The sequence below is a fragment of the Alicyclobacillus suci genome, from assembly GCF_017329615.1.
GTDB classification, from domain to species: Bacteria; Bacillota; Bacilli; order Alicyclobacillales; family Alicyclobacillaceae; genus Alicyclobacillus; species Alicyclobacillus suci.
Genome location: NZ_JAFMTW010000005.1, coordinates 112,816 through 135,792 on the forward strand (window position 1 = coordinate 112,816; position 22,977 = coordinate 135,792).

Annotated in this window: 32 protein-coding genes and 4 tRNA genes; 26 read left to right on the forward strand and 10 right to left on the reverse strand. The window is 50.8% G+C overall.

Annotated features, from left to right (window positions below; all coding sequences use genetic code 11):
- Positions 1-25 precede the first annotated feature (25 nt).
- From J3482_RS04400 to J3482_RS04420, 5 genes are all read left to right on the forward strand, one after another.
- Positions 26-1,420, forward strand: coding sequence for a bifunctional folylpolyglutamate synthase/dihydrofolate synthase (locus J3482_RS04400; protein ID WP_146821185.1), 1,395 nt, complete (start codon positions 26-28; stop codon positions 1,418-1,420).
- A complete protein-coding gene (locus J3482_RS04405) occupies positions 1,393-1,956 on the forward strand; it encodes a manganese efflux pump MntP (RefSeq protein WP_223203959.1) in 564 nt (187 codons plus the stop codon). The genes J3482_RS04400 and J3482_RS04405 overlap by 28 nt, the downstream gene beginning before the upstream one ends.
- 193 nt (positions 1,957-2,149) lie before the next feature.
- Positions 2,150-3,283 (forward strand): citrate synthase, encoded by a 1,134-nt coding sequence (locus J3482_RS04410; protein ID WP_206922106.1) that lies wholly within the window; start codon positions 2,150-2,152, stop codon positions 3,281-3,283.
- Positions 3,284-3,477: 194 nt separating this feature from the next.
- Positions 3,478-3,693, forward strand: a complete 216-nt coding sequence (locus J3482_RS04415; RefSeq protein WP_146821183.1) for an alpha/beta-type small acid-soluble spore protein — start codon at positions 3,478-3,480, stop codon at positions 3,691-3,693.
- 139 nt (positions 3,694-3,832) lie between these two features.
- The gene (locus J3482_RS04420) at positions 3,833-4,030 is read left to right on the forward strand and encodes a hypothetical protein (RefSeq protein ID WP_146821181.1); all 198 of its coding nucleotides are present in this window, start codon (positions 3,833-3,835) and stop codon (positions 4,028-4,030) included.
- Between the two features lie 66 nt (positions 4,031-4,096).
- Here the strand turns inward: J3482_RS04420 and J3482_RS04425 are convergent, their stop codons facing one another.
- A complete protein-coding gene (locus tag J3482_RS04425; protein WP_146821179.1) occupies positions 4,097-4,534 on the reverse strand; it encodes a CBS domain-containing protein in 438 nt (145 codons plus the stop codon).
- A gap of 60 nt (positions 4,535-4,594) precedes the next feature.
- A complete protein-coding gene (locus tag J3482_RS04430; RefSeq protein WP_146821178.1) occupies positions 4,595-4,960 on the reverse strand; it encodes a hypothetical protein in 366 nt (121 codons plus the stop codon).
- Positions 4,961-5,119: 159 nt separating this feature from the next.
- Here J3482_RS04430 and J3482_RS04435 point away from each other — a divergent pair, with 159 nt between their 5' ends.
- From J3482_RS04435 to J3482_RS04450, 4 genes are all read left to right on the forward strand, one after another.
- Complete coding sequence (locus J3482_RS04435; protein WP_206917511.1) at positions 5,120-5,344, forward strand: hypothetical protein; 225 nt, start codon at positions 5,120-5,122, stop codon at positions 5,342-5,344.
- A gap of 67 nt (positions 5,345-5,411) precedes the next feature.
- On the forward strand, positions 5,412-6,479 hold the full coding sequence (locus J3482_RS04440) for an efflux RND transporter periplasmic adaptor subunit (protein ID WP_146821174.1): 1,068 nt from the start codon (positions 5,412-5,414) through the stop codon (positions 6,477-6,479).
- Positions 6,476-7,153, forward strand: a complete 678-nt coding sequence (locus J3482_RS04445) for an ABC transporter ATP-binding protein (protein ID WP_146821172.1) — start codon at positions 6,476-6,478, stop codon at positions 7,151-7,153. The genes J3482_RS04440 and J3482_RS04445 overlap by 4 nt, the downstream gene beginning before the upstream one ends.
- Positions 7,150-8,358, forward strand: a complete 1,209-nt coding sequence (locus tag J3482_RS04450) for an ABC transporter permease (RefSeq protein WP_206922107.1) — start codon at positions 7,150-7,152, stop codon at positions 8,356-8,358. Before J3482_RS04445 ends, J3482_RS04450 begins: the two co-directional genes overlap by 4 nt.
- Before the next feature lie 29 nt (positions 8,359-8,387).
- On the opposite strand, the gene htpX is transcribed toward J3482_RS04450, so the two are convergent.
- Entirely contained in the window at positions 8,388-9,242 is an 855-nt protein-coding gene (gene htpX / locus J3482_RS04455) for a zinc metalloprotease HtpX (protein ID WP_223203958.1), read from the reverse strand.
- A 192-nt stretch (positions 9,243-9,434) separates the two neighbouring features.
- On the opposite strand from htpX, the gene J3482_RS04460 reads away from it, so the two are divergent.
- From J3482_RS04460 to speD, 4 genes are all read left to right on the forward strand, one after another.
- A complete protein-coding gene (locus J3482_RS04460; protein WP_146821167.1) occupies positions 9,435-9,740 on the forward strand; it encodes a hypothetical protein in 306 nt (101 codons plus the stop codon).
- Between the two features lie 21 nt (positions 9,741-9,761).
- On the forward strand, positions 9,762-10,895 hold the full coding sequence (locus tag J3482_RS04465; protein WP_146821165.1) for a glycosyltransferase: 1,134 nt from the start codon (positions 9,762-9,764) through the stop codon (positions 10,893-10,895).
- A 25-nt stretch (positions 10,896-10,920) separates the two neighbouring features.
- Positions 10,921-11,607 (forward strand): rhomboid family intramembrane serine protease, encoded by a 687-nt coding sequence (locus J3482_RS04470; RefSeq protein WP_188332080.1) that lies wholly within the window; start codon positions 10,921-10,923, stop codon positions 11,605-11,607.
- A 211-nt stretch (positions 11,608-11,818) separates the two neighbouring features.
- Positions 11,819-12,202: an adenosylmethionine decarboxylase gene (speD, locus tag J3482_RS04475; RefSeq protein WP_021296972.1), complete on the forward strand. Its 384-nt coding sequence runs from the start codon at positions 11,819-11,821 to the stop codon at positions 12,200-12,202.
- Positions 12,203-12,316: 114 nt separating this feature from the next.
- Here speD and J3482_RS04480 read toward each other — a convergent pair whose 3' ends face one another.
- Positions 12,317-12,805 carry a PepSY domain-containing protein gene (locus J3482_RS04480; protein ID WP_223203957.1) on the reverse strand — a complete coding sequence of 163 codons (489 nt, stop codon included), beginning with the start codon at positions 12,803-12,805 and terminating at the stop codon, positions 12,317-12,319.
- A 140-nt stretch (positions 12,806-12,945) separates the two neighbouring features.
- Here J3482_RS04480 and J3482_RS04485 point away from each other — a divergent pair.
- The 5 genes from J3482_RS04485 to J3482_RS04505 all read left to right on the forward strand — a co-directional run bounded on the left by J3482_RS04485 (position 12,946) and on the right by J3482_RS04505 (position 14,598).
- Positions 12,946-13,020, forward strand: a tRNA-Ala gene (locus tag J3482_RS04485).
- Between the two features lie 66 nt (positions 13,021-13,086).
- A tRNA-Phe gene (locus J3482_RS04490) sits at positions 13,087-13,162 on the forward strand.
- A gap of 9 nt (positions 13,163-13,171) precedes the next feature.
- A tRNA-Gly gene (locus tag J3482_RS04495) sits at positions 13,172-13,246 on the forward strand.
- 75 nt (positions 13,247-13,321) lie between these two features.
- A tRNA-Cys gene (locus tag J3482_RS04500) sits at positions 13,322-13,395 on the forward strand.
- Between the two features lie 606 nt (positions 13,396-14,001).
- Entirely contained in the window at positions 14,002-14,598 is a 597-nt protein-coding gene (locus J3482_RS04505; protein WP_188332079.1) for a cell wall hydrolase, read from the forward strand.
- Positions 14,599-14,643: 45 nt separating this feature from the next.
- On the opposite strand, the gene J3482_RS04510 is transcribed toward J3482_RS04505, so the two are convergent.
- The 3 genes from J3482_RS04510 to J3482_RS04520 form a co-directional block, all read right to left on the reverse strand.
- Positions 14,644-14,850 (reverse strand): heavy-metal-associated domain-containing protein, encoded by a 207-nt coding sequence (locus J3482_RS04510; protein ID WP_146821159.1) that lies wholly within the window; start codon positions 14,848-14,850, stop codon positions 14,644-14,646.
- 98 nt (positions 14,851-14,948) lie between these two features.
- Entirely contained in the window at positions 14,949-15,143 is a 195-nt protein-coding gene (locus tag J3482_RS04515; RefSeq protein WP_206922108.1) for a hypothetical protein, read from the reverse strand.
- Positions 15,144-15,311: 168 nt separating this feature from the next.
- The gene (locus J3482_RS04520; protein ID WP_146821155.1) at positions 15,312-15,563 is read right to left on the reverse strand and encodes a hypothetical protein; all 252 of its coding nucleotides are present in this window, start codon (positions 15,561-15,563) and stop codon (positions 15,312-15,314) included.
- A 142-nt stretch (positions 15,564-15,705) separates the two neighbouring features.
- On the opposite strand from J3482_RS04520, the gene J3482_RS04525 reads away from it, so the two are divergent.
- Positions 15,706-16,479, forward strand: coding sequence for an alpha/beta fold hydrolase (locus J3482_RS04525; RefSeq protein ID WP_206922109.1), 774 nt, complete (start codon positions 15,706-15,708; stop codon positions 16,477-16,479).
- Positions 16,480-16,493: 14 nt separating this feature from the next.
- Here the strand turns inward: J3482_RS04525 and bcbE are convergent, their stop codons facing one another.
- On the reverse strand, positions 16,494-17,774 hold the full coding sequence (bcbE, locus tag J3482_RS04530; protein WP_146821151.1) for a bacillibactin exporter BcbE: 1,281 nt from the start codon (positions 17,772-17,774) through the stop codon (positions 16,494-16,496).
- A 209-nt stretch (positions 17,775-17,983) separates the two neighbouring features.
- Here bcbE and J3482_RS04535 point away from each other — a divergent pair, with 209 nt between their 5' ends.
- The 4 genes from J3482_RS04535 (at position 17,984) to J3482_RS04550 (ending at position 20,799) form a co-directional block, all read left to right on the forward strand.
- A complete protein-coding gene (locus J3482_RS04535; protein ID WP_206922110.1) occupies positions 17,984-18,580 on the forward strand; it encodes a spore coat protein in 597 nt (198 codons plus the stop codon).
- A gap of 316 nt (positions 18,581-18,896) precedes the next feature.
- A complete protein-coding gene (locus J3482_RS04540) occupies positions 18,897-19,982 on the forward strand; it encodes a G1 family glutamic endopeptidase (protein ID WP_188332077.1) in 1,086 nt (361 codons plus the stop codon).
- Between the two features lie 80 nt (positions 19,983-20,062).
- A complete protein-coding gene (locus J3482_RS04545) occupies positions 20,063-20,260 on the forward strand; it encodes a hypothetical protein (protein ID WP_206922111.1) in 198 nt (65 codons plus the stop codon).
- 362 nt (positions 20,261-20,622) lie between these two features.
- A complete protein-coding gene (locus J3482_RS04550; protein ID WP_169513704.1) occupies positions 20,623-20,799 on the forward strand; it encodes a cold-shock protein in 177 nt (58 codons plus the stop codon).
- 74 nt (positions 20,800-20,873) lie between these two features.
- On the opposite strand, the gene J3482_RS04555 is transcribed toward J3482_RS04550, so the two are convergent.
- The gene (locus tag J3482_RS04555) at positions 20,874-21,197 is read right to left on the reverse strand and encodes a hypothetical protein (RefSeq protein ID WP_146821143.1); all 324 of its coding nucleotides are present in this window, start codon (positions 21,195-21,197) and stop codon (positions 20,874-20,876) included.
- Between the two features lie 127 nt (positions 21,198-21,324).
- Complete coding sequence (locus tag J3482_RS04560; protein ID WP_021296311.1) at positions 21,325-21,525, reverse strand: cold-shock protein; 201 nt, start codon at positions 21,523-21,525, stop codon at positions 21,325-21,327.
- 345 nt (positions 21,526-21,870) lie between these two features.
- On the opposite strand from J3482_RS04560, the gene J3482_RS04565 reads away from it, so the two are divergent.
- From J3482_RS04565 to J3482_RS04575, 3 genes are all read left to right on the forward strand, one after another.
- Positions 21,871-22,173: a metal-sulfur cluster assembly factor gene (locus J3482_RS04565; protein ID WP_223203956.1), complete on the forward strand. Its 303-nt coding sequence runs from the start codon at positions 21,871-21,873 to the stop codon at positions 22,171-22,173.
- 50 nt (positions 22,174-22,223) lie between these two features.
- Positions 22,224-22,442 (forward strand): DUF1540 domain-containing protein, encoded by a 219-nt coding sequence (locus J3482_RS04570; RefSeq protein WP_146821141.1) that lies wholly within the window; start codon positions 22,224-22,226, stop codon positions 22,440-22,442.
- A 75-nt stretch (positions 22,443-22,517) separates the two neighbouring features.
- Positions 22,518-22,928, forward strand: coding sequence for a CoA-binding protein (locus J3482_RS04575; protein WP_188332076.1), 411 nt, complete (start codon positions 22,518-22,520; stop codon positions 22,926-22,928).
- Positions 22,929-22,977: the final 49 nt, after the last annotated feature.

Below are 22,977 nucleotides of genomic sequence, written 5' to 3' on the forward strand. Positions count from 1 at the left end.
TGAAAAATGGAGAGGCGGGGACGCAATGGAACGGGAAGCGACACAGGTAGAGCAAGAAGTCACAAAGATGATTACGTGGATTTTTGAATCCTACACGCGCGTCCCCGCAGTGAAACGCGCTGGATACGACCGCGATGTCCGGCACCCTGAGTGGACCCGGTGGCTACTTGACGCGGTTGGACACCCGGACGAGTTTATGTACAATGTGGCGGTTACTGGGAGCAAAGGGAAGGGCACGCACGCGATTTTACTAGCGGCGGTGCTCGAGCGTTTGGGACTGCGTGTGGGATTATTCACAAGTCCGCACCTGGTAGATTTTTTAGAGCGAATCCGGATAAATGGCTTGACCGTGCCGAATGAAGATTTTGTTCGGCTCGCCAGGTGTGTCAAGTTGGCAGCCAGAGATGCCGAATTGCCGTCCGACGAGTATTTCGGACCGGTTGGTTTGGTGGCAGTGATGGCGAGTCTTTGGTTTCGCGAGCAGAAAACCGATGTCAATGTGTTTGAATTGGGGAGAGGGGCTCTGCACGACGACGTCAATCAAGTCGTGCATCAAGGTGCCTTGTTGACACCGATTTTTCCCGAACATCTGGATAAGCTCGGGCCAACGTGGTCAGATGTGGTTCGCGAGAAACTTGGCGTCGTCACCGCGCATACCAAATGGGCAGTTAGTTATACACAAGCGCCGGAGGTGGAGGGCCAGATTGCGGCCTATTTTGACGACTCTAAAGTCACATCGCGTCTATTGGGGCGAGATTTTTCGTATGAACTGGTGAATGGGACAGGCGGTGTACAGACGGTCTTCGCATACGCAGGGGGCGTGACACACCGCGCGGTGGTCGGTGCGGAGCTCGCTTTGTACGCGGGCAATGTGGCGGTATCCTTAGTTGCGGCACACCACGTCCTTCAGTCGCTGAAGCGGATTGATGACGCGATTGAGGTCAATCTTTTGGGACTGCGTTTACCTGGGCGGATGCAAGTGATTTCAAAGGATCCCACTTGCCTTGTCGACGGGGCGATTCACGCCGTCAATGCCCGGTTTGTTGTAAAATGGCTCAAGGCAGTTCGACCGACAGGGAAAATTACCGCAATCTTGTCGTTGCCCGACGACAAGGACGCGCTAGGTGTGATATCGACGCTTGCGCCGTATGTCCACGCGTTTGTCTTTACGACGAGTTCGAACCCGCATTTGCGATACACGCAGGATTATACAGCCGTTGCTACCGAGCAAGGCGTCCAATCCTCTGTGGAACCGGATGTCGAGATTGCGGTTCAACGCGCGCGAGATGCAGCGCACAAAGAGGATACGTTGTTGTTTCTTGGAACGCAGTCCTACGTTGGAGACGTGTTGCGTTTCTTTGACGTTCCGACGCAGTCTCTTTGGGAAAGTGGATGCGGTCAAGGGAGGGGACTTCACTGATTTGGCAACTCATTATGTTTGGTTTGGCTATGGGTGCAAATAACGGATTGGCATCTGTTGCGCTCGGCACATCGCAGCTCTCTCGCGTGCAACAATGGCGAACCGCACTCATCTTTGCGGTCTTTGAGGCAGTCATGCCGGTCATTGGGATGCTGATAGGCGAGTCGATTGCTGGCAGCATTGGCGGCAAGGCGCGCTGGGTCGGTATCGCTGTACTCGTCATCATGGGGATTTATAGTGTATTTAAGCGAGATGGTGACGAGGACGAAGCGGATAAAGCGGTTAAGGCAAAGGGCGCAAGCATTATTTTCTTGGCCGTGGCGCTGAGCTTAGATAATTTGACGGTTGGATTTGGCGTGGGGATGTTTGACGCTCCGTTGCTGCTTGCAGCAGTCGTATTTGGCTTGGTGAGTCTGTTGATGACGCTCGCTGGGTTGGAATTCGGGCGTTATCTCGGGAAGCGTGTGAACATTTCGGCGGACAAGCTGTCGGGTGTGGTGTTGTTGATTGTTGCCTGCGTGATGGCCCTTGTCTAGATTTGTGGTGGGGCTTTGCAATGAAGCGAATCGTTGCGAAGTCCCTCGTTGACGCCGGAGGCGTTCAGTTTTTCCATACTGGAACTTGTAGTATAATGGGGGTGGATATTTTTATGAAGGACGGCTGTGCATGACGAACATGCAGTTTATGCGTCCTTCATTAAGAGGTTTATAGGGATGAGGAGGCTATTTTATGGCGACTGATACGACGTTTAAAGCCGGGTTAGAAGACGTTGTTGCCAACACGTCCGAAATTTGTTTTGTTGATGGTAAAGAGGGCCGCCTCATTTACCAAGGTTATGATATTCATGATCTCGTCGGTGGAGGCGCTTCCTTTGAAGAAGTAGTCTATCTGTTGTGGCATGGCAAACTACCGTCAAAAGCCGAACTCGAAACATTTACGAAGCAAATTGCGACACAGCGCGAACTTCCGGAAGCTGTCTTGAACTTCCTTCGTGGCGTTCCGAAAGACGCAAATGCGATGGAAGTCTTGCGAACGGCTGTTTCATACCTCGGTTTGTACGACCCAGACAACGGAGACGAATCGATTGAGGCGAATATTCGAAAAGCTACCCGGCTGGTCGCACAAATCCCCACCATTGTCACCTCGTTCGAACGCATCCGCCAAGGATTGGAGCCCATTCAACCTGACCCGTCATTGAGTGCAGCGGCAAGCTTCTTCTATCAACTGCGTGGAGAAAAGCCATCTGAGTTCGTGGAACGCGCCTTCAACACCGCCCTCATCTTACATGCGGACCACGAGTTGAACGCTTCCACATTTTCGGCTCGTGTGACAGCGGGTACATTGTCTGATATGTATTCTGCAATCACGTCAGCAGTGGGGACGTTGAAGGGACCTCTGCACGGCGGTGCAAATGAACAAGTCATGAAGATGCTCTTGGAGATTAACGAAGAGTCCAAGGCACAAGAATGGATTAAGACAGCGCTTGACAACAAGCGTAAAATCATGGGCTTCGGCCATCGCGTATACCGTACGGAAGACCCGCGTGCGACGCATTTGCGCAAGTTGAGCAAAGAGGCTGGTGAGCTCGCCGGTCAGACGAAATGGTTCAACATGTCGCAAACGATTGAAGCTTACGTGAAAGAGATGAAGGGCCTCAATGCCAACGTCGACTTCTATTCGGCTTCCATGTACTATGCGATGGGAATTCCTACGCACCTGTATACGCCGATTTTTGCCATCAGCCGAATTTCCGGTTGGTCGGCGCATGTGTTGGAGCAATATCGGAACAACCGCTTGATTCGCCCTCGTGCTGAATATGTAGGCAAGGTGAATCAAACGTACGTTCCAGTCGACCAACGTTAATCACTGCGATGTAAGCGTACAAACAACCAACCGGCGCCATGCGACGTTCACGTTGCTGGCACCGGTTTTTTGCGTCTCAACGATGCCCTCCTGTTCATCCATGTGTGCGTGTTCCATGCATTGTCCTACGTACTAATATGTACTAGCGTAGGTCGCAGTGCCGGGGAGAGCCTAAGACACGGGAGGGGTGTCGAATGGCCAATAACAATCGTCTTTTGCTGCAACAGGCAACACGTGCTCTGCAAGATATGAAGTATGAAGTAGCGACTGAACTGGGAATTACGCCGCCATCCGATGGTTATTGGGGCTTTGTAAGTTCCTTTGAAAACGGGTCGATTGGTGGCAGCATTACACGGAAATTGGTCGCATTCGCTCAAGAGCACTTGGCTGAGCAATCTTCGCGGTCATAAGCTTTTTGCCCCATGTATCGTGAACCGTCGGGAAGCTTCACGATACATGGGGCTGTTTTTGTGTGCTGTGTCCGTGTCCCCATTTTCCTCTTTCTGCGGCATTTCTACAAATAACTCAGGAAGAAAGGAAGGGACCTCCATGCAGGACTGGATTTGGCCCATTTTGATTGCAGCTTCACAGGGTGTACTGGCTTATGGGCTCACGTTTGTAAACAAGCTTGTGCAATTGGTTGCGCATACGTTCGAAGCCCATATCGAACTCTTGATTCAGCGCGAAGAAAGCTCAACGGTTAAGGGTCCACCGGATAAAGCGGATGTTCACTCGGCACAGTTATAGTCATCCGTATGACAGTCAGCATAAAAATGGCGATCCCGTTCATCGGGATCGCCATTTTTATGCCATTTAATGAACGATGTTTGACTGCTGCTCTGTGCGTGTAGAAATTTTGCTCAATGCATCCCCAGCTTCGTTGATATGGATATCGACAGTTGCAAGGTCACCAATTGCCAGAATACCGCAAAGTTCACCCGATGCGTTGACAACAGGCAAGCGGCGAATCTGATGACGTGCCATCAGGTCGGCTGCCTCATGCGCGTCGGTATCGGGTGTACAAGTGACAACCTTATTGGACATGCAGTCCTCGACGCGGACATCTGCCTTACCGCGGGCCACTGCCTTTAACACGATATCCCGGTCAGTGATGACGCCAATGACTTTTTTGTTGTCGCAAACGGGCACTGAACCACAGTTGTAGGTCTTCATGGCTTGTGCCGCTTTTTGGATGGAGTCCGTACCGCAGCAGCATTGAACGTTGGTGGTCATAATTTGTTCCACTTTCATTCGGCATACCCCTCCCATGAATGATGTTCGAGGGTAGTATGTCCGTCGAATGCAGCGAAATCACATGGTAGAAATTTGTCTGCGCCAGGTCAACACGTCATATGTACAAGTGCCGACTGCCCAGATGGCCGCAAGCGTGTGAAGTACGCCGTCGAGCGGCTCCATGGTGCCAAGCAGCGGCTGTCCTGACCAGATGTTTGTCAAATCCCAAACGACGCAAGCGGCTCCTAGAAAGAGCAGGGCGAGGGCTGCCACTCGACGGCGTCGTCGCGCAGCAAGAATCGCCAACGCACCCAGTGATACACTGATGATGGACTCGATTTGTGTGAATTGTAGGTATGATCCGAGATGGCCCATGGTCAGTCCAGCAACCCCTAAGAGTAGAAACATCCAGCCGATGATACGGCAAGTCGTTTTACTATTCATCTTCAGAACCCCTCATTTTCGTGTCGGGACAATTCGTTATGCTATATGTATGGTGGGCTAGTCCGACGTAGACCTGACCGTTCATCGTTTTGTATGAAGGTCAATTTCGTGGATATCCTGTGAAAAGTAGCGTCTAGTGCTTTTGAGGGGGTAGGTTTCGTGAATGACGTACAACGGCTCACGATACAGATTCAACACATGCAAAAATTGTTGCATGAGATGCAGCAGACGCTGGAACAATTCGAACGTCGTTCTTCCTATGGTAGCTCGTACATTTCTACCAGGTCTGCCGCCCGTCTTTTCGCGGCACTTGAAGAGCCGTTACCACCGCCACGCCAGTCCGAGTATCCCCCGTATGCGCGTGCGTCATATGGAAATCACTGACATCGTGACTCCCCTCCCTTGTGGTATGTTGTTGTTAAGTAACGCATGACAAGCAAGGGGGATGAAGATGCAGGAATCCGCACGACGGCATCGACGTGTTGTGACGACGGTTGTCGCCATCGTCCTTGTACTCGCAGTCGCGGCCGCAGTGGTTTTGACTTTAGTTCACCGTCGACATGTTACACCTGCTTTGCAGGTCACCACGGTTCGCTTGCAAACGATGCGGCGCACCATTTTTTCCGCTGGAGAAGTGAAACCGACTGAGCGGCAGTTGGTTGACCCAACACAGCTCACTTCACCAGTCCTACATATGGATGTCAGCGTCGGTCAACACGTCAAAAAGGGGCAGATTTTGTTTCAGACCGACGATTCCGCGCAACAACAAGCCATCTCGTCGGCGCAGTCGGCTCTGACTGCTGCGAACAGGGAATACAGCCAGGCGCAGGCTGGATATAGCAGTGCCCCTGACCTTTTAAAACAGGTCTGGCTACCGCAAGTAGAAGCCGCAGAAGCTGCTGTGACACAGGCGCAACAGCAGTTGGCGAGCGCCAAAGCAGCACTGGCCGAGACACAGGTGCGCGCGAACTTTGCTGGGATTGTCCTCGTAGCGTCACCGCAGGGTGTGGATGCGAGCGGGAATCAATCGCCGATTGTGGAGGTAGTTGGGCCGCAGAAACAAATCGTGATGGAGCTTTCTGAGGTGGATGCAACACACGTGAAGAAGGGGATGTCGGTATCCATTACGAGTAATGCTTACCCCAATCAGACGTTTCACGGTACCGTGTCCATGGTGGCGCCTTTTGCGGCAACGAACCAGAATGGAACGGGTCAAGTGGAGGTTGATGTGCAACCGACGGGGACGTTTACGGTGCCTTTGGGGTATCAGGTGAATTGTAAAATCGCCAGTGCGACGCACAAACAGGTTCCGACGGTGCCATATGGTGCGCTTGTACAGCAGGGTAGCAACTACGCAGTTTATGTAGTGAGTGGTGGTAAGGCAGTTCTTACGCCTGTACAGCTTGGGATTACCAACGATACATCCGTTGAGGTGACGTCAGGGCTTCACGCCGGAGAGCAAATTTTGAATAATCCTCCAAGCGATTTGCAAAATGGGCAGGCGGTGAAGACGTCTTGATTGTGCTTCGTGGGATTACCAAACGGTACCGCGCAGGCGAAGAGACGATATCGGTTTTGCGTGGGATTGACCTGACGATTGAAGACGGAGAATTTGTCTCTATTATGGGTCCCTCGGGAAGTGGGAAATCGACGCTCATGCACATTTTAGGGTGTTTGGATTTGCCTACGGGTGGGTCGTATGAATTAGACGGCATGGAGGTCGCAAAGCGAAGTAAACGGGAACTCGCCGAGCTGCGAAGTCAGTATATCGGTTTTGTCTTTCAGAACTTTCACTTGTTACCGCGCATGACGGCGTTGCGCAATGTCGAATTGCCGATGATGTACGCGGGTGTACCGCGCACAAAAAGACGCCAGCGCGCCACCGAGCTTCTCTATGAAGTCGGACTTGGAGACAGAGTCCGCCATCTGCCCACGGCATTATCTGGCGGCCAAAAGCAGCGTGTGGCTATCGCCCGTGCACTCGCCAATTCGCCACGTCTGTTGCTCGCCGACGAGCCAACAGGCGCACTAGATCAGGCGACAGGTTCAGAAATCATGACACTTTTCTCGGATTTGCATCAGTCGGGTATGACCATTGTACTCATTACCCATGACCCATCCGTCGCTGCGTACGCTAAGCGAACCATCGTACTTGTTGACGGGTCCATTGTGGGCGAGGAGGTGCGGGAATGAACTTCGGCGAGATGTTTATGTCGGCTATGGCATCCCTTCTGGCGAATAAATTGCGTTCATTTTTGACAATGCTTGGTATTTTGATTGGCGTGGCTTCAATTATCTCGATTGTCGCCGTCGGCAACGGTGGCAAGCGGGCGGTTGTCAATGCGCTGTCGAACGGTCAAACGACAAATACGATCCAAATTTTGCCGAAGGAACTCGTCGTTCCAGGACTCCCACAACCCGGACAAGTATTGAGCGTCAGTCAAGCCGATCTCGACATCGCCCAACAATTTTCGGGCGTCGAGCGGGTTGACTATACCATTACGGGTCAAACCAATGTCACCGCCGGTACACATACCATTAACGCCAGTATCGATGCGGGACCGGACTATCTAAACACCCTGGCTCAATTTCAGGTGATTAAAGGTCATATGTTTCAGGCGTCCGACGTCGTTGCCGCGCGGCCTGTTGTACTCTTGTCCAATACGCTAGCGGGGAAGTTATTTGGAAGTGGGAACCCGGTTGGTGGAATCGTCACCATTGGGGGAACCCCGTTTCAGGTCATTGGCGTCACCGCTTCACAACAAGTAAATCTATTTTCTCTGTTTCTCGGATCAGATTACGCATATATGCCTGCGACGACATGTCAGAACCTGTTTCCAACGTGGGGCATTACTGAGATGGACGTGCAAACTCGACCAGGCGTCAACCAGGATGAACTTGCCAATCACATTGTGACCGCACTCAATGTCAATGCCGGGGATGCGAATGCATTTGAGACGTCAACAGGCTTTTTGACGACGGTAGAAAGCACGATTAATCGGGTCACCTCTATCCTTACTTTGGTTATCGGAGCCATTGCGGGAATCGCACTGCTGGTGGGCGGCGTCGGCGTGATGAATATCATGTTGGTTTCGGTGACGGAAAGGACCCAGGAGATAGGGATTCGCATGTCGTTGGGTGCGACTCGCACTGCCATACTTTTGCAATTTCTGATGGAGTCCGTCATGATTACAGCGATTGGCGGTCTGGTCGGAATTCTGTTGGGGACTGGAGTGGGTGTCGCCGTGAGCGCAATCACACACGTGCCGACGTTTGTTCAATGGCCAGTCGTGGTGTTCAGTTTTCTGTTTTCTGCTGTGATTGGGGTGGTCTGCGGGCTGTATCCAGCAAATAAAGCAGCGCGCCTAAACCCTATCGACGCGCTGCGTTATGAGTGAAGATGCCTGTTTGTGAAAAAACGCCGTTCTTACCTGCCGGGACGCATTGCCCGCAGTCGGCGAATACGTTCTTCCATTGGCGGATGGGTGCTGAACAAGTGCACGAATGACTCACCACGCAATGGATTCATGATAAATAAATGTGCCGTAGACGGGTTTGGATTCATTTGTCCAAATGGTTGATGTTTAAATGATTCTAACCGTTCAAGTGCGTCCGCCAACGGATGGGGATTACCGACGAGCCGAGCACCAGTGGCATCTGCCTTGTACTCACGTGAACGCGAAATCGCCAATTGAATCATGGTTGCCGCGATGGGACCTAAAATCATAAGGGCGAGTTCAGCTGCGAAGTTACCGTTATTGTCGTCGCGGTCGTTTCCGCCAAACCACATGGTCCATTGCAGAATGTTGGCGATACTGGTAATTGCGCCAGCCATAACAGCTGCCATACTGCTGATTAAGATATCGCGATTTTTAATATGCGCCATTTCGTGCGCCAGTACGCCCTCTAACTCCCGCGTAGGCATGACGCGAAGGATGCCTTCTGTCACTGCAATTTTGGCATGTGCTGGGTTGCGGCCTGTTGCAAAAGCGTTGGGTTGGTCCGAAGGCGTGATATAAATTTCCGGCATCGGCACGTTGGCGCGTCGTGCGAGTCGGCGTACGACCTGGTACACTTCAGGAACCTCACGCTCGGATACGGGGTAACTCCCAGTCATGCGGATGGCCATGGTACCGCTCGTCCAGTAGGCAATGGCGTTCATCGCCACGGAGATGAGCAAAAAGATGAGCATCCCTCGCGTACCGCCGATGAAGTGCCCGATGAGCACGAGAATGACTGTTAACACAGCCATGAGCGACCACGTCTTAAGGGTGTTCAACAATCATCGTCCTTCCTCATATAATGTTAAAGTGTCTTGACCCAACGGCTATCGGACAGCCTACCTCAATTTTAGCGTATGGATAGGCAATCATGCATCCAATTGCGCTGAAAAGGGGCTCGATTTGTGCGGCTATACGGGTTTCGCTATACTAAAACTATGCATCGTGGCTTCACGAACTGAGGGATGGGGTATATGCGTTTAGGAGTCAATATCGAATACGACGGAAGAAACTACGATATCTTGGAGTTGCCTCCTGAGGCGTTCGTTCATCTGATTCCGTGCATGAGCAAACAACAGTATCGTCGCCTCAGCGAACGGTTTGAAGACGTCTGGCCCGAGCCTACCGTCCGGCGGAATCACATGCTGGCGTTTACTGCGGCTAAGCTCGGCACGTCCATTGATTATTTATTTTTGTATCGCGATGCATTGCAGTTTGACGACGACGAGATGGAACGTTACATTGAACGGCACACAAAGCAGGGACATCGTCCCTCGTGAGACGATACATGGGGGAACAACATGCGCACAATTTTCGTATTTTTCGCTGGAAATGAGCGAGGTGGCGCTGCAGCACATATATCTACCCTCGCGCGAGCGGTTGTGCGTTTTAAAAAGTCGCCGCACTATCGGTTTGTCAGCTTAGGACAGGGTTCTTTGGCGGATGCTGTTGCTACCACAGGAGTTCGCTTGCATGTTATCGGGGGCAATGCGCTTCATGCTGTCGCACAATTGAAGAAGCTGTTGCGAACGGAGCGCAAGCCGCTGTTGCACGCGCATGGACCTCGAATGAATATTCTCGCGGCACTTGCCACGCGTTGGAATGGCATGCCGTGGACGTCCACGATTCACAGTCATCCATACTATGATTTTTTAGGTAGTTCCTTGAAATCCCGCGTGTATCCGAAGTTACATATGTGGAGCCTCAAGCAGGCTGTGGGCTTGTTCATTGTGCAAGCTTCACTCGCGGACGTGCTGCCGACGAGCACTGTCCTTGATGTGCCGAATGCGGTGGATTTGCCGCCACAATCAAAGACACATGAGGCGTGTGTAGAGGTTTGGCAGAAGCGTTTAGGCCTCGATAGTGAGAGTCGGTTCATTGGTGTGGCTGCCCGTTTTGACCCAGTCAAGAACTTGGATGTACTGATTCGAGCGATGGCTCGCGTGAAGACGCCGAATACCCACTTATTGCTCGCAGGCGACGGTGAGATGCGGGCGTCATTGCAGAGTTTGGCGGAACAGTTAGGCGTTGTGGATAGAGTGCACTTCCTTGGTTTTATGACGGGACTAGCCGACTTTTATAGCGCCATTGATATTCACGTACTGCCATCCAAGAGTGAGGGTACGCCGTTTTGCGTATTGGAAGCGGGAACGTATGGCGCAGCCAATATTGGCTCAGACATTCCTGGGCTTCGCACACTTCTTCAAAATGGACAGGCAGGGGTGCTTACACCGGTCGGTGATAGTGAGGTCCTAGCCCAACAGATTGACCAATTGTTGCAGCATGATGAGGAACGTGAACAGTATGTGGAGGCATTTCGCTCGAGTGTACTCCCAAACTTTTCCCCGGAAAAGATGCTGGAAGCTTACGAGCGGGGGTATACGGTGCTCGAAGAAGATATTCTTCGGACGCATCAGTTTACCCGTTCTTCTTAATTGCCTTCGCAAAGGATTTGATGATATGAAACGCACCCGTTTGCAAGTCTTCGGTGGCGGTCGAGCCATAGCTCAGTGGCCGGCATCTTGGAAAATCATTGCACTCACTGTAATTTGGTACGTGGTCGTTCAGACAATTTTCGGTCATAGCGTTCAGGGGGATGCACGGGCCGGTGCGATGGTTGGCGTATTCGTCACGCATGGGCAAATCTTTCGATTGCTGACCGCTATCTTCGTGCACCTTTCTTTGATGCACCTGTTGGTCAATATGGTGTCCTTGTGGACACTTACGGCGGTGGAAAGCCTGCTGGGCGCCAACGCTTTTGTCGTGATTTATTTGGTTAGCGGACTGTTTGGGAATGTGTTGAGCTTGGCTGTAGGTGCTGGTCTGACAGTGAGTGCCGGTGCGTCTGGTGCCATATTTGGGTTGTTCGGGGCGATGTTAGGCCTTGCTTTTTTACGAATTCTCCCGACTGTCGTGCGCAACCAGTTATTGATGATTTTAGCCATTAACGTCGTACTCGACATTACCCATCCAGACATTGATTGGCTGGCGCATCTTGGTGGAATGGTGGCCGGAATCTTGCTCACACTAGTATACGTAAACGTCAATCGATCCGTCCGGCTTTGGCGCACTGCAAGTATTATTATGGTCTGTTTGACGGCCATCAGCTTGATAGCGTGTCTGGTTACACCACTTTCAGCGATATAAACCGGTTTCCGAATAATTCCTTGTTGCAAATTGTCGCATCAGATCTTATACTACTCTTCGTAATCTTTGCTTGGCTCCGTTTATCAATACGGAATTCGGCTCTACACTTAAAGGGTTAGGACCTCTGCGGACTAACTTTCCCCCGTGGTGTAGGGACGGTTCCACATGCCATGGATGGCATGGCGAATTGGCTCAAAGGGGGATTTTTGCTGTGGATACAATGGGTCGTCATGTTATTGCTGAACTTTGGGGTTGCAATGCGGATAAGTTAAATGATGTACAGGGTATTGAACGTACGATGGTGAATGCAGCACTGGAAGCGGGTGCTGAGGTTCGAGAAGTGGCATTTCATAAGTTTGCACCTCAGGGTGTTAGCGGAGTTGTCATTATTTCGGAATCCCATCTCACCATCCACAGCTTTCCAGAGCATGGATACGCGAGTATTGACGTGTACACCTGCGGAGAGAGAATTGATCCGAATGTGGCATGTGATTATATCACGAAACACTTGGGTGCGACGCGCCTTGAATCGATAGAAGTGCCACGCGGTGTCGGTCCAATTCAGGTAAACGACGTTAAGGTTCGCGCCTTTTGACGTCAGCACTGCGGCAAAAGAGAAAGGGCAGCAGCACTTGGCTGTTGCCCTTTCTCTTTGTCGTGAGCGCAAGGTGTTGAAATCGCATCGTCTATAAGGCAGACGTAAATATTTTTACTCGTCGCCGTTGGCGAAAACCCGCTCGTGATGTGTTGGAATTCGCCTGTCGACCAAGATGCTGCCGTTCCCTGCATCGACAATGACGAGATACTTATCTTCGTCATCGCGTACGATGGACATGTAGACCAGGTTCGTCCGAATGTTGCGTAATTGTAACTCCTCTACCGTCATCCCGGGGTGTTCTGCCATAACTGCCTTCTTGGCTTGTGTTGGCGTACACTTCGCGTATTTTTGCAGCTTCTGCGTGTATGCATCGTGACTAGCCTGATAGGCTTCACGAAGGGTATCCCGCGTCACCTGTACACTGGATTTAATGTCTCCCCAATTGTGTACAGCGGGTCCATCGACGTCTTGGACATCAGCCGTGACAGGGTGTAGTGTCGTATGGGTCGGTTTGGCACTCGAATCACTCGCCGCGAACACTGTACCAGTGGAGCAGGTTAAGCACCCCACTAACGACAGCGCCAGCACCCACTTTTTCATATTCGTCCTCCTCATCTCATGTCGTTGCGTTCAAGACTAGGTTGTGTCACATAATCCAAATTTATGCAAAAAACCCTTTGAGTTTTATGTCTTGCCATCCTAGCAATGATGTTGTAGAATGAAATGCGTTCGTTACAAATGGGGCCGTAGCTCAATGGGAGAGCACTACGCTGGCAGCGTAGGGGTTGTGGGTTCGAATCCCATCGGCTCCACCATCTGTGCAGCGAGTTGATTGACACTTGGTTCCACAGAGGAATGTACGTTCTTCTTTCGCAAAGTTTGGCTCGGTAGCTCAGTCGGTAGAGCAGAGGACTGAAAATCCTCGTGTCGGCGGTTCGATTCCGTCCCGAGCCACCATCGTTTTGTGCGGAAGTGGCTCAGGGGTAGAGCATCGCCTTGCCAAGGCGAGGGTCGCGGGTTCGAATCCCGTCTTCCGCTCCAAGGATGCGAAAACGGGTGGCTCCATGTGGGATACCAGTAGAACTGGGCTTCGCGGGTTTCCGGATTTCGCAATGTGGCGCCATAGCCAAGTGGTAAGGCAGAGGTCTGCAAAACCTTTACCGCCGGTTCGAATCCGGCTGGCGCCTCCATAGAAATGTAGGCAGGAGCGGCTTCTCGGAAACCCGGGAGGTCGCTCCTTTTGTGATCTGCAAACACGCCTTTGAGCGCGCACTATCATGCTGCCATATATTTCGACGATTCGGATGGCATGACGTTGACTGAACGTCTCGAAGCTTGTCGATTGCGAAATCGGATTGAAAAATTAGGATGGTGTCCTAGGAATAGGGGTACAGTTTAGCCAATTTTGCGGTGGAGCTACTGCGTTTTGTATGGGGGAGAAAACAGACGCGATAACTGCGGCAGCGACAACAAGCGATGCATTGCGAAAAGAAACATCCCGAGTTGTCCAACATGGAACAGGTACGCTCATTGGAATGCGGAAAAATCGATGTTGCGCTTTTACTCGAAGCGTCAGTACACGCAGACAATCTCATTACAGAATGCCTGACTGACGAGAAGATTGTGTTCGTATCGGCGCTATCACATGTACTTGCACCAGTGGCCAGCGATTAAACTTTCCACGCACGATTGGTAGTGTACGCCTTTGTAGACAGATGTTTTACATTTCGTTGATTGGCCGCTCATGTTAAGATTAGCCGATGTGGACAACATGAGAGGTTGTGGATGACATGCGATTGTCGCGCTTGATAATCGGTGCGTCTACGGCCGCTTCAGTTTGGGGTCTAATGGTTGCCTCAGCGCATGGAGCGACTGATCCGAACGATGTCCATCTTTCAAAATTCGCATCAACGGTGAAGCAAGTACACCGGGTACCGGTTCGTGCGAAGTGGAAACAGACCCGGACAGTGCACAAGTCGGTGCGTAATCATCCGACTTCATCGGGTGGACGTTCGCGTGTGGAGACGAAGCAAAATCTCTATTGGATGGCGCGCGTCATCAACGCGGAAGCCGGCGGCGAATCCCGGATGGCGCAAATTGGCGTCGGGGATGTCGTCTTACACCGACTGCGCAGCGGTAAACACGGGACATCGGTTCATGATGTGGTGTTCGAGACTGTCGGTGGCGTTTATCAGTTTTCGTGCGTGCCGAACGGTGCGATTTATAAGACTCCAAACGCTTCGAGTATACAGGCGGCCAAGGATGTGCTGAATGGTGCGGAAGATGTTCCGCACGCGACGGTGTTTTACAATCCCAGTGAGACGTCTTCGTCCAATTGGGTTCAATCACGCGTTCGTGTGAAACAGTATGATCACTTGGTGTTTGCAAAATAGTACTGGAACCTACACCGCAGGAATCCTGCGGTGTACGTTTTGGTGTCAATGGGTGGCACAATTCGCACGGTCGACCGTTTCTCGGATAGACGCGTCCGTCGTTTCATCGTCGTCGTACGTAATGGTGGCAATTTGGTCGGCGAGATCGACATCTAGATGTTGGACTCCTTGTAATGCGTGCAATGCATTGGATACCGCATTCGCGCACATGGGACATGTGGCGCCCTCAAGGGTCAGTGTAGAAATTGCCAACTCGGAATTCCCTCCCCCTGAACGTCAATTCGTGATTGGCTTCTCTTATCATCTCTTATCATCTCTGTCTTGTGGTTGGCTTATTCTCCGAGTTCATCTCATGCTTGATGAATTTCATCCATGGTGTCTGAGAGGGATTCGCGAATCCATTGCAATAAGTCGAACCCACGCAGTTCTGGGTGCGAACGCATGCGAAGTGCCGCAATTTCCACACGCCAGCGGTCAGCACCTGTTTGCTGTACCACTTCATCGATGGTCATGCGTTCTGCGTCGGTAAAGAAGCATCCTTCCACAATGGTCACCTCACACAAGAGTACGTTGGTTACGGCGCGTTATGGTTAAAGTAAGTGGCAGGGTTGTATGATTGATTAGATCAATTATACGGTTGCTATCTTGCGAAATGTGTCGAAACAGTGTGAGGTTGCAAAAATACGGCTGACGCGTGAAGGCGTGATAATGCTTCAATCGTGTGTGTCGCTTGGTTTGGTGTCACCGTGAACGGCAGCTCGCAAAACTTGCGCCATTCGAAGGGCCTCGATAGCACACAGTTCAAACTCCACTTCCCCAGATACGTGACTGACTAACTGAATGACTTCTTTGCAACCGTGAGAACAGATGAGATAATCCGGGTACTTCGCTTCTTCCCGAGGCACTTTTTGCGCGCTGAACCCTGATTGAAAACCACCGAGGTGTTCACCGCATAATTCGCACATACCCTCACCTCCCCTCAAACCGTCCATGGATATCGACCATGGATATCGACGGCGTATGCACGTAAGTTGGCAGTGAACTGGGTAATCTGAACGTACTACGGTATGCGGGTGATGTCTGCTTTGAGAAACGGAGGCGTTTGATTTGCCGATAACCGTGTTGAATAATGTTCGTATCCAATACCACACGTTTGGACAAGGGGCCCCCATCATCTTCGTTCCGCCGCCGATGGTCGGTTCTTTCGTGTTTTATAAACAAGCCATCGACCTGTCTCGACAGTTTCGGGTGATTTTAATGGAATTGCGTGGTCATGCAGGGAGCGACGTGTCAAAAAATCCGCTGTCGTATCCTATCGTTGCCGACGATATCTGTCATCTGATGGACTCCTTAAACTTATATCGAGCGGTTGTGGCTGGCTATTCCATGGGTGGGCAAATTGCCTTGGAGTTTGCACGGCGCTATCCTGAACGCGCCTATGGCATTATTCCAATTAGCGCATTTTCTGAGGTCAGTGATGCCAGATTGCGCATGGAGTTGTCAATGGCTTTGAAATTTGCCCAACCGGCTGGCATGCAGACGTTGGCGCTGGCGCTGGCAGTAGCCAATGCCGATAGTCGACGCGCGCTACGCAATATGTATCTTTCTGGGATGCGGTGTCATGTGCGCAATGTGGCTGACTTGTTTGGTGAAGCCATTCGTTATCGATGTTCCGATGATTTGTCATCCATGCGAATGCCAATCCAGTTGGTGTTTGGAGAAAAAGATAGACGTTTGTTGCGCTATCGAGAAATCTTTAGGAACTGCCTTCCACAAGCTACTCAGGTTGTGATTCCGGGCGCACATCATCAAGTCCCGACCAGAGCGGCCGAGACTTTGAATGAGGAGATTTGCAGATTCTTGCGTGCCATAGACGTTTAAATAGGTTTTTAGCATCACATGGGCCCTGGTCGACGTGCCTGGCCATGGATCTGTCGATGGGCCGCGGTGTTCGTGGTATGCTCACCGTTACTTGTCTTGTTTGCCGAGCCCGGCTTGATTGCCAGAAGCGACACGACAGCTGAGATTGCACACAGTCCACTGATGCTGAAGAACACGGCTTGGTGCGATACCTTGCTCAATAGGGATACGGCAGGCGGACCGGCGGCTACACCGATGTAGCGAACGCTACTGTAAAGCGACGTCACGCTGCCGCGTTCCTGCTTGTCAATGCCACTGGTAATCAGGGAATCCAGGCACGGCAATACCAATCCAATCCCCGCACCACCCACGACGAGCGCACCAATCAGCACATAAATATGGTTCACTGCCGCGCCGGCCGTAATGGCAGCAGTTTGAATTACACAACCGGAAAACGATAGCCATTTCATGCGTTTCTTGTTGTCGTGAATTTTCTTACCAGTAAAATAGGAAGTGATACACAAGGATAGCAGTGGAATGGCCAGAATCAGCCCTTTGATAACGCCATCGATATGGAAAACGTCCTCCAACTGGGAGGATAAGTAAAACATCGCGCCAAAAATGACAAACATACAAATGCCGCCGATGGAGAAAATGGCAACCAGCCACCGCCCTTTGTCCGCGAAGATGCTGCGTAATGACGCCAGGAACGTGTGGAACTCGACTTTTTCCTCGTTGGCTTTTTGCGGAACTTTGACCAGCCACGCCACGAGGATGACGGAGACCGCACAAAATACCGGAATGGACAAAAATGGGACGTACCAAATCCACATGGCGAGTGCTGCGCCGAGGATGGGGCTGAGTACTTTGCCAAAGGTATTGGCTGTTTCGATAAGGCCAAGCCCTTGGCTCACATCGTCTTCCCGTTTGAACATATCGCCCACTAATGGCAATACAATTGGAAACGATCCCGCCGCACCAATTCCCTGCAGAAAACGCCCCGCTAAAATCACCCAATAGCTACTTTGCATAAACCACGCGGCCCCACCGGCAATAAGGCCACCGATACCGGTGATGATGAGACTGGGAATAATGATTTTTTTACGGCCAAACTGGTCAGACAGATAACCGGCAACCGGAATGAGAAAAATCGCCACAACCGAATACACGGTGATGACCATACTAACCTGAAACGAGCCGACGTGTAACTGTCGTTCCATTTCTGGCAATACGGGTATCAACATTGAATTTCCCAGCGTCATAATTAATGGAATCGACGCTAAGGCGACGAGATCGAGCTTTTTATCGGCTTGCATCTGATCACCCATCTTTTCTGAAAGTGACAATTCGTACTGGTGTTACGGTATGTGGCACATAACATGTCCAACTCGGTGCAGTGCAATGTGTATTATCGCCGTCGGTGAATGGGATAAAGATTGCATAATGTTACGCCAATGTCTCAAGACTAGAAGATGGTTTACAGTACACCCAGCACACTGGAAGAGCACTTGAGGAGGAATAGATGATGCCTGGACAATATGCGGCACACGAAATGCTCGCCATGAATGAGGCTTTGATGACAAAGTCTGCACATATTCAAATGCTCAACATGTTCGCCCAACTTGCTGTGGATACGCGGTTAAAAAGCATCGCGCAGAAACAGGCGCAGACCGGTATCAACCATTACAATCTCGGTGTCCAATTGATTCAGGGCCAAGAGCAAGTGCCGACTATGGCGGTGCAATATCACATGGATACATTTGGTGAACCTAAACTAGGTCTATCGCAAATGGCACAAGTCGGGCAACAACCGGGGAATGTCACAGCGCCAGCCACGAATGCAAGCCCCGTGACCGACAAGGCGATAGCCACGACGATATTAAACCTGCAGAAATTTGGCTGCATTAGCTGGATGACACTCGGTTTGGAGTGTGCGAATCCGAAGTTTCGCGAGTATCTCGTAGATGGCGCAAACTTGTGTCACAAATTGGCCTATGAAGTGTGGTCATATATGAACCATCAGGGATATTACCAGGTACCTGAAATGCCGATGAATGCCGTGCAGCAATTCATGCAAAATTACCAGTTGAGTCCGGGTGCGAAGCAAATGGAACTTCAATAATTTATGCACAGAGTACAAGCGAACCAGCAATCGCGGATATTTGCGCGCAGGTAACCCATACGGGTTGCCTGTTTTTGATGTTTATTGGTATTTGTTGATATACGGTTTGCCGCTTTCCTGATAAGCGTTCGCCAGTTTGGTATGCCACTTCTCTGTGCGATTTGCGTTCATCCCTTCAAATTCTTTCGTACTAGGATTAGACTGTGGATAGGTTCTTTACTTTATGCAGGAGGATCCAGCTGATTTCAAGACGACTTCAAGGATGACATTCTATATTGGCTATGAAAGAATTGCGTTTTGGTCTGGAGGAATCGGCGTGAATCATAAATCGCGAATGGTTGCCCTGATGGTGACACTATCTGCTGCAGGTTTGGTTACAACAGGGATTTATCACCTTGGGAACGGGACAAATGGGACAGTTGTCGATACCTCGCAGGGGAGTGCAGGATTTGTCTTGGCGCACAGTCAATTTACGCCAATGACATGGACAGATTCACGGCGTAGTAATCGAGCGCCCTTCGGCAATGGTTACAGTACTTCACCTCGTTCGTCTACCACCTCTTCTGGCGTTCCTAATGGTGAGGGTAGTTATCAGGATACCGTGTCGGGAGATGTACCAACAGGAACGCAAGCGTCGGAGAACTGGGCTGGTTATGTGGCTACACCCCAGGCATCGTCTAAACCCTTTACGAGTGTGCATGGTTCTTGGACCGTACCTACATTGGAAACTACAAGCAATCAAGGCGTCGCTGCTCAATGGGTGGGACTTGGCGGCGTGAATTCTGATGATTTGTTGCAAGTCGGCACGATTGAACAAGTCGAGAATGGACAAGTGGTGAACACTGTATTTTGGGAGAAACTTCCTTCAGCGGCAAAGACGGTGATGACGGTTGAGGCGGGGTCGACCATTGATGCTAGTGTCAAACAAGCTTCTGGCACGACGTGGGATGTGATGGTCACTGTGACGTCTCCTGAGGGCCAGACGCAAACGAAGACGATTCCCGTCACATTGAGTGCGTCGTATGAAAAGGGAATTGGTACTTCTGCCGAGTGGATTAGCGAAGATCCATCGACAACCAACGGAGAGTTGTATCCGCTCGCCAATGCAGGAACGGTGGCATTTAGTGCAGCAACGGTAGATGGTGGGGCCATCAATGCAGAAACGAATGATGTTGTGCCGATGGCCGTCGTCTCGCAACAAGGACAAGTTCTCATTTCGCCGTCGCAGTTAGGATCCGATGGGGAATCATTTTCGACGACGACTTTGGCGACGTCGACGGTTGAGGGAAATTCGGGGCCATTCAGTACGCCTTCCCGCCGGCATCATGGGTTCATACCGATACCTGGTGGAACTCCTTGGGCACAAGGAATGGGCAGTCACTTAGGATATGCATGGAGATAATGTAAATCGGCAACCATACCTCCAAACCATTCTTTGGTTCAACATAGTGAACCAGGGGATGAGAGATGGGGGATTGAAGGATGGCCGAACGCCCGACGAAAGACCAATTTGAAGTGGAAACATCGTTTGCCGCGCCGGAGGACGAACAGGGGTTGTTTGGGAACGAAATCACGCAAGAGCAGATTCGGGACATATATTTTGCGGGAACGAGTGACGGCGTGGTGTATCTGGGAAATACGAAAGTCCTTCGTCTTGAGCAAGGCGAACAGACAGAGTAATTGTGTTTTCAAGGTGATTTCGAGGCATTCTCTGTAGAATTGGTTACGTGGAGAACTTGGAAGCTGTTTGAACAAGTGAATATTTCCGAGTGATACTTCAAGCCCTCACTTTGCCTGCTGCCCTTGTGCGCAGGCACTTTTTGTGTCTTGAATGGTTGTATGGTGACTGTGGTGATGAATCAACGGTATCGCCAGAGCAGAGGTTTCGGTGTGCCCTCAATTGTGCTATACTGAAAATGGTAAATCATTGTGAATTTCTTACGCGACCTTCTCACGGGAGGGTCGCTTGCTTTATCGCTCACACGATGTGCGTCGAGGGAATTACGGTTTGCAACCTTAGGATTGATAAGGAGATGTAGTCCATGTTTGGCAAGCGGAATGAAGAAGTGGTGCCGAATGTCGAAACCCCTATCTGGTCCTGCACAAGTGACACATGTAACGTCTGGATGCGGCAGAATTTCACATTTGAGACGGAACCGCGTTGTCCAGTTTGTCAGTCACCTATGACGCAGGACGTACGGGATCTACCTGAGATTTAATCGACTCATACACTGTGTTCAATGCACTTTTGATACGAAAAAGACGCCCTTCGTTGGGGCGTCTTTTTCGTTACTTATGCGTTCATACGTCGCTTGCCTGCTTCTGGGGAACTGCACAACGCGATAATGCCGGTGAGCAGCAGCAAAACGCCCGTAGGGAGGAAGGAGTACGTCACAAAAATGAACCCTAAGATGGCGCAAATAATCATCACTACACCGCTGAGTTTTGGGATATGTCGTGCACTCAGTGAGGCGATGACACCCACGATAGATACTACCAGCATCACGATAGTGTGCGCATTGATGCCGGGATAGTTCCCATAGTGCTCTGCCATTTTAATAATGCTTTCAACAACTCCAATGAGACTCGCCACTAGGCCAATCAGCAGAGGTATCATCTGTCTTGCTCCTTCCAGGTTTCATGTCCTTACTCAGTGTATCGGTTCCTTATTGTAAACACAAAGGGATGAAAAGGTACGTATAGGCACAAAAAAAGCCCATGTGGACATGGGCTTTATCCGTCACTTAGTATTTGACAACGTTTGCAGCCTGCGGGCCCTTTGGTCCTTCAACGATGTCGAAGGTTACGCGTTGGCCTTCGTCGAGGGTTTTGAAACCGTTGCCTTGGATAGCACTGAAGTGTACAAAAACATCATCAGCACCTTCAACTTGAATGAAACCGAAACCTTTTTCCGAATTAAACCATTTTACAATACCTTCTTGCATCCCAATTCCTCCATGGTGCATACGCACTTCCAAAATTCATTTGCATGAATAAAGCCGTTCTGATACTGACCCATTGGAGGCCAGTTCGAACGGCTTCAGCATTATCAATATTGATAACATGCAAATGGGTATTGACTACATCATACATCAAAGCTCCTGTAAAGTCAAATATCTTGTCAAAACTACCTGCTAGTTCCAATAGTTTTGTCCTTATTGTTGCAATAGGATTTTCTTGGTTTTTTCGGCATGGATAACGTTTTTGGATTTACAACTTTGCACCAGGATAGACGGTTCGGTCGAGCAGAGAATAACAGCGAGCCATTTGACCTTCGAGGAGGAATGGACATGGTCGATTTGACTGCGGTGAAGGAGCGGTTGACGCACGTCCTCGACCCAGAGATTCGTGTGAATGTCGTTGACCTTGGTTTGATTTACGACATCTCCGAACCGAAGGAGGGACAAGTCAACATCAAAATGACATTGACCACGCCGGACTGTCCACTCCACGAAGGCTTTCTGGATGCCATTGAGGCCGCCGTCGCGCCAGTAAAGGGTGTCGAATACGTCAAGGTCGATGTCGTGTTTGACCCGCCCTGGACGCCGGATCGAATGAATCCAGATGTGCGTAAGCAATTGGGGATTGTATGAGCCGCTGATGAACTGTCATTGTTCGCGACGATTTAGGGGAGGGAACCGGCATGAATGTGAATGTCAAATGTAGTGTTTCGAATTGTTACTTCTGGCGAGATAATAATGATTGCGCGGCGCCCGCCATCATGGTAACCGTCGATGAGAACGCGCAAGCGAACTTTAATGTCGAAATTGCGGATGAAATTATGGTCGACTTGGAAGGGAAGCAGGATGCGCCATCTTCTGCTAAGACCTGTTGCCATACCTTTCGACCCTCTGAGTCGTAAAGGTGTGCTGGCCCAATGGGTTATTGGTGATCCATGTTCAGTGGGGCATGAACTTGGAAGGGGAGGATGTCTGACATGCTGTCTGACGACGCATTAAGTGATTTAATGGCAAATGCCGCCGTAATCGCTTCTGTTGGCGTACTTTCCAATCCGGCCACGAGGGGATATTCCGTGGCAGCTTACCAACAGTCGCAGGGGTATAAAGTGTTGCCTGTGAATACGGACAGGGATATGGTATTAGGTCATGTGACGGTGCCCTCTGTAGCGGATATTGAGGAACCGGTGGATATTGTCAACGTGGTCGCACATCCGCAGGAGGCGCCAGCCGTTACGGAGGCTGCTATTGCGGCCGGTGCAAAGGCAATATGGTTTGAGCCGGGGACCCAGAATCATCTTGCTGCACAGCGGGCCCGAGAAGCGGGCCTTCAAGTCGTCACGAATCGTTCATTTGAACGCGAGCATCGCCGTCTTTTGTCCGGCCACTAAAATTCGGTATCAAAAGGGCGCCACTCAGGCGCCCTTTTTCTTTCCATTT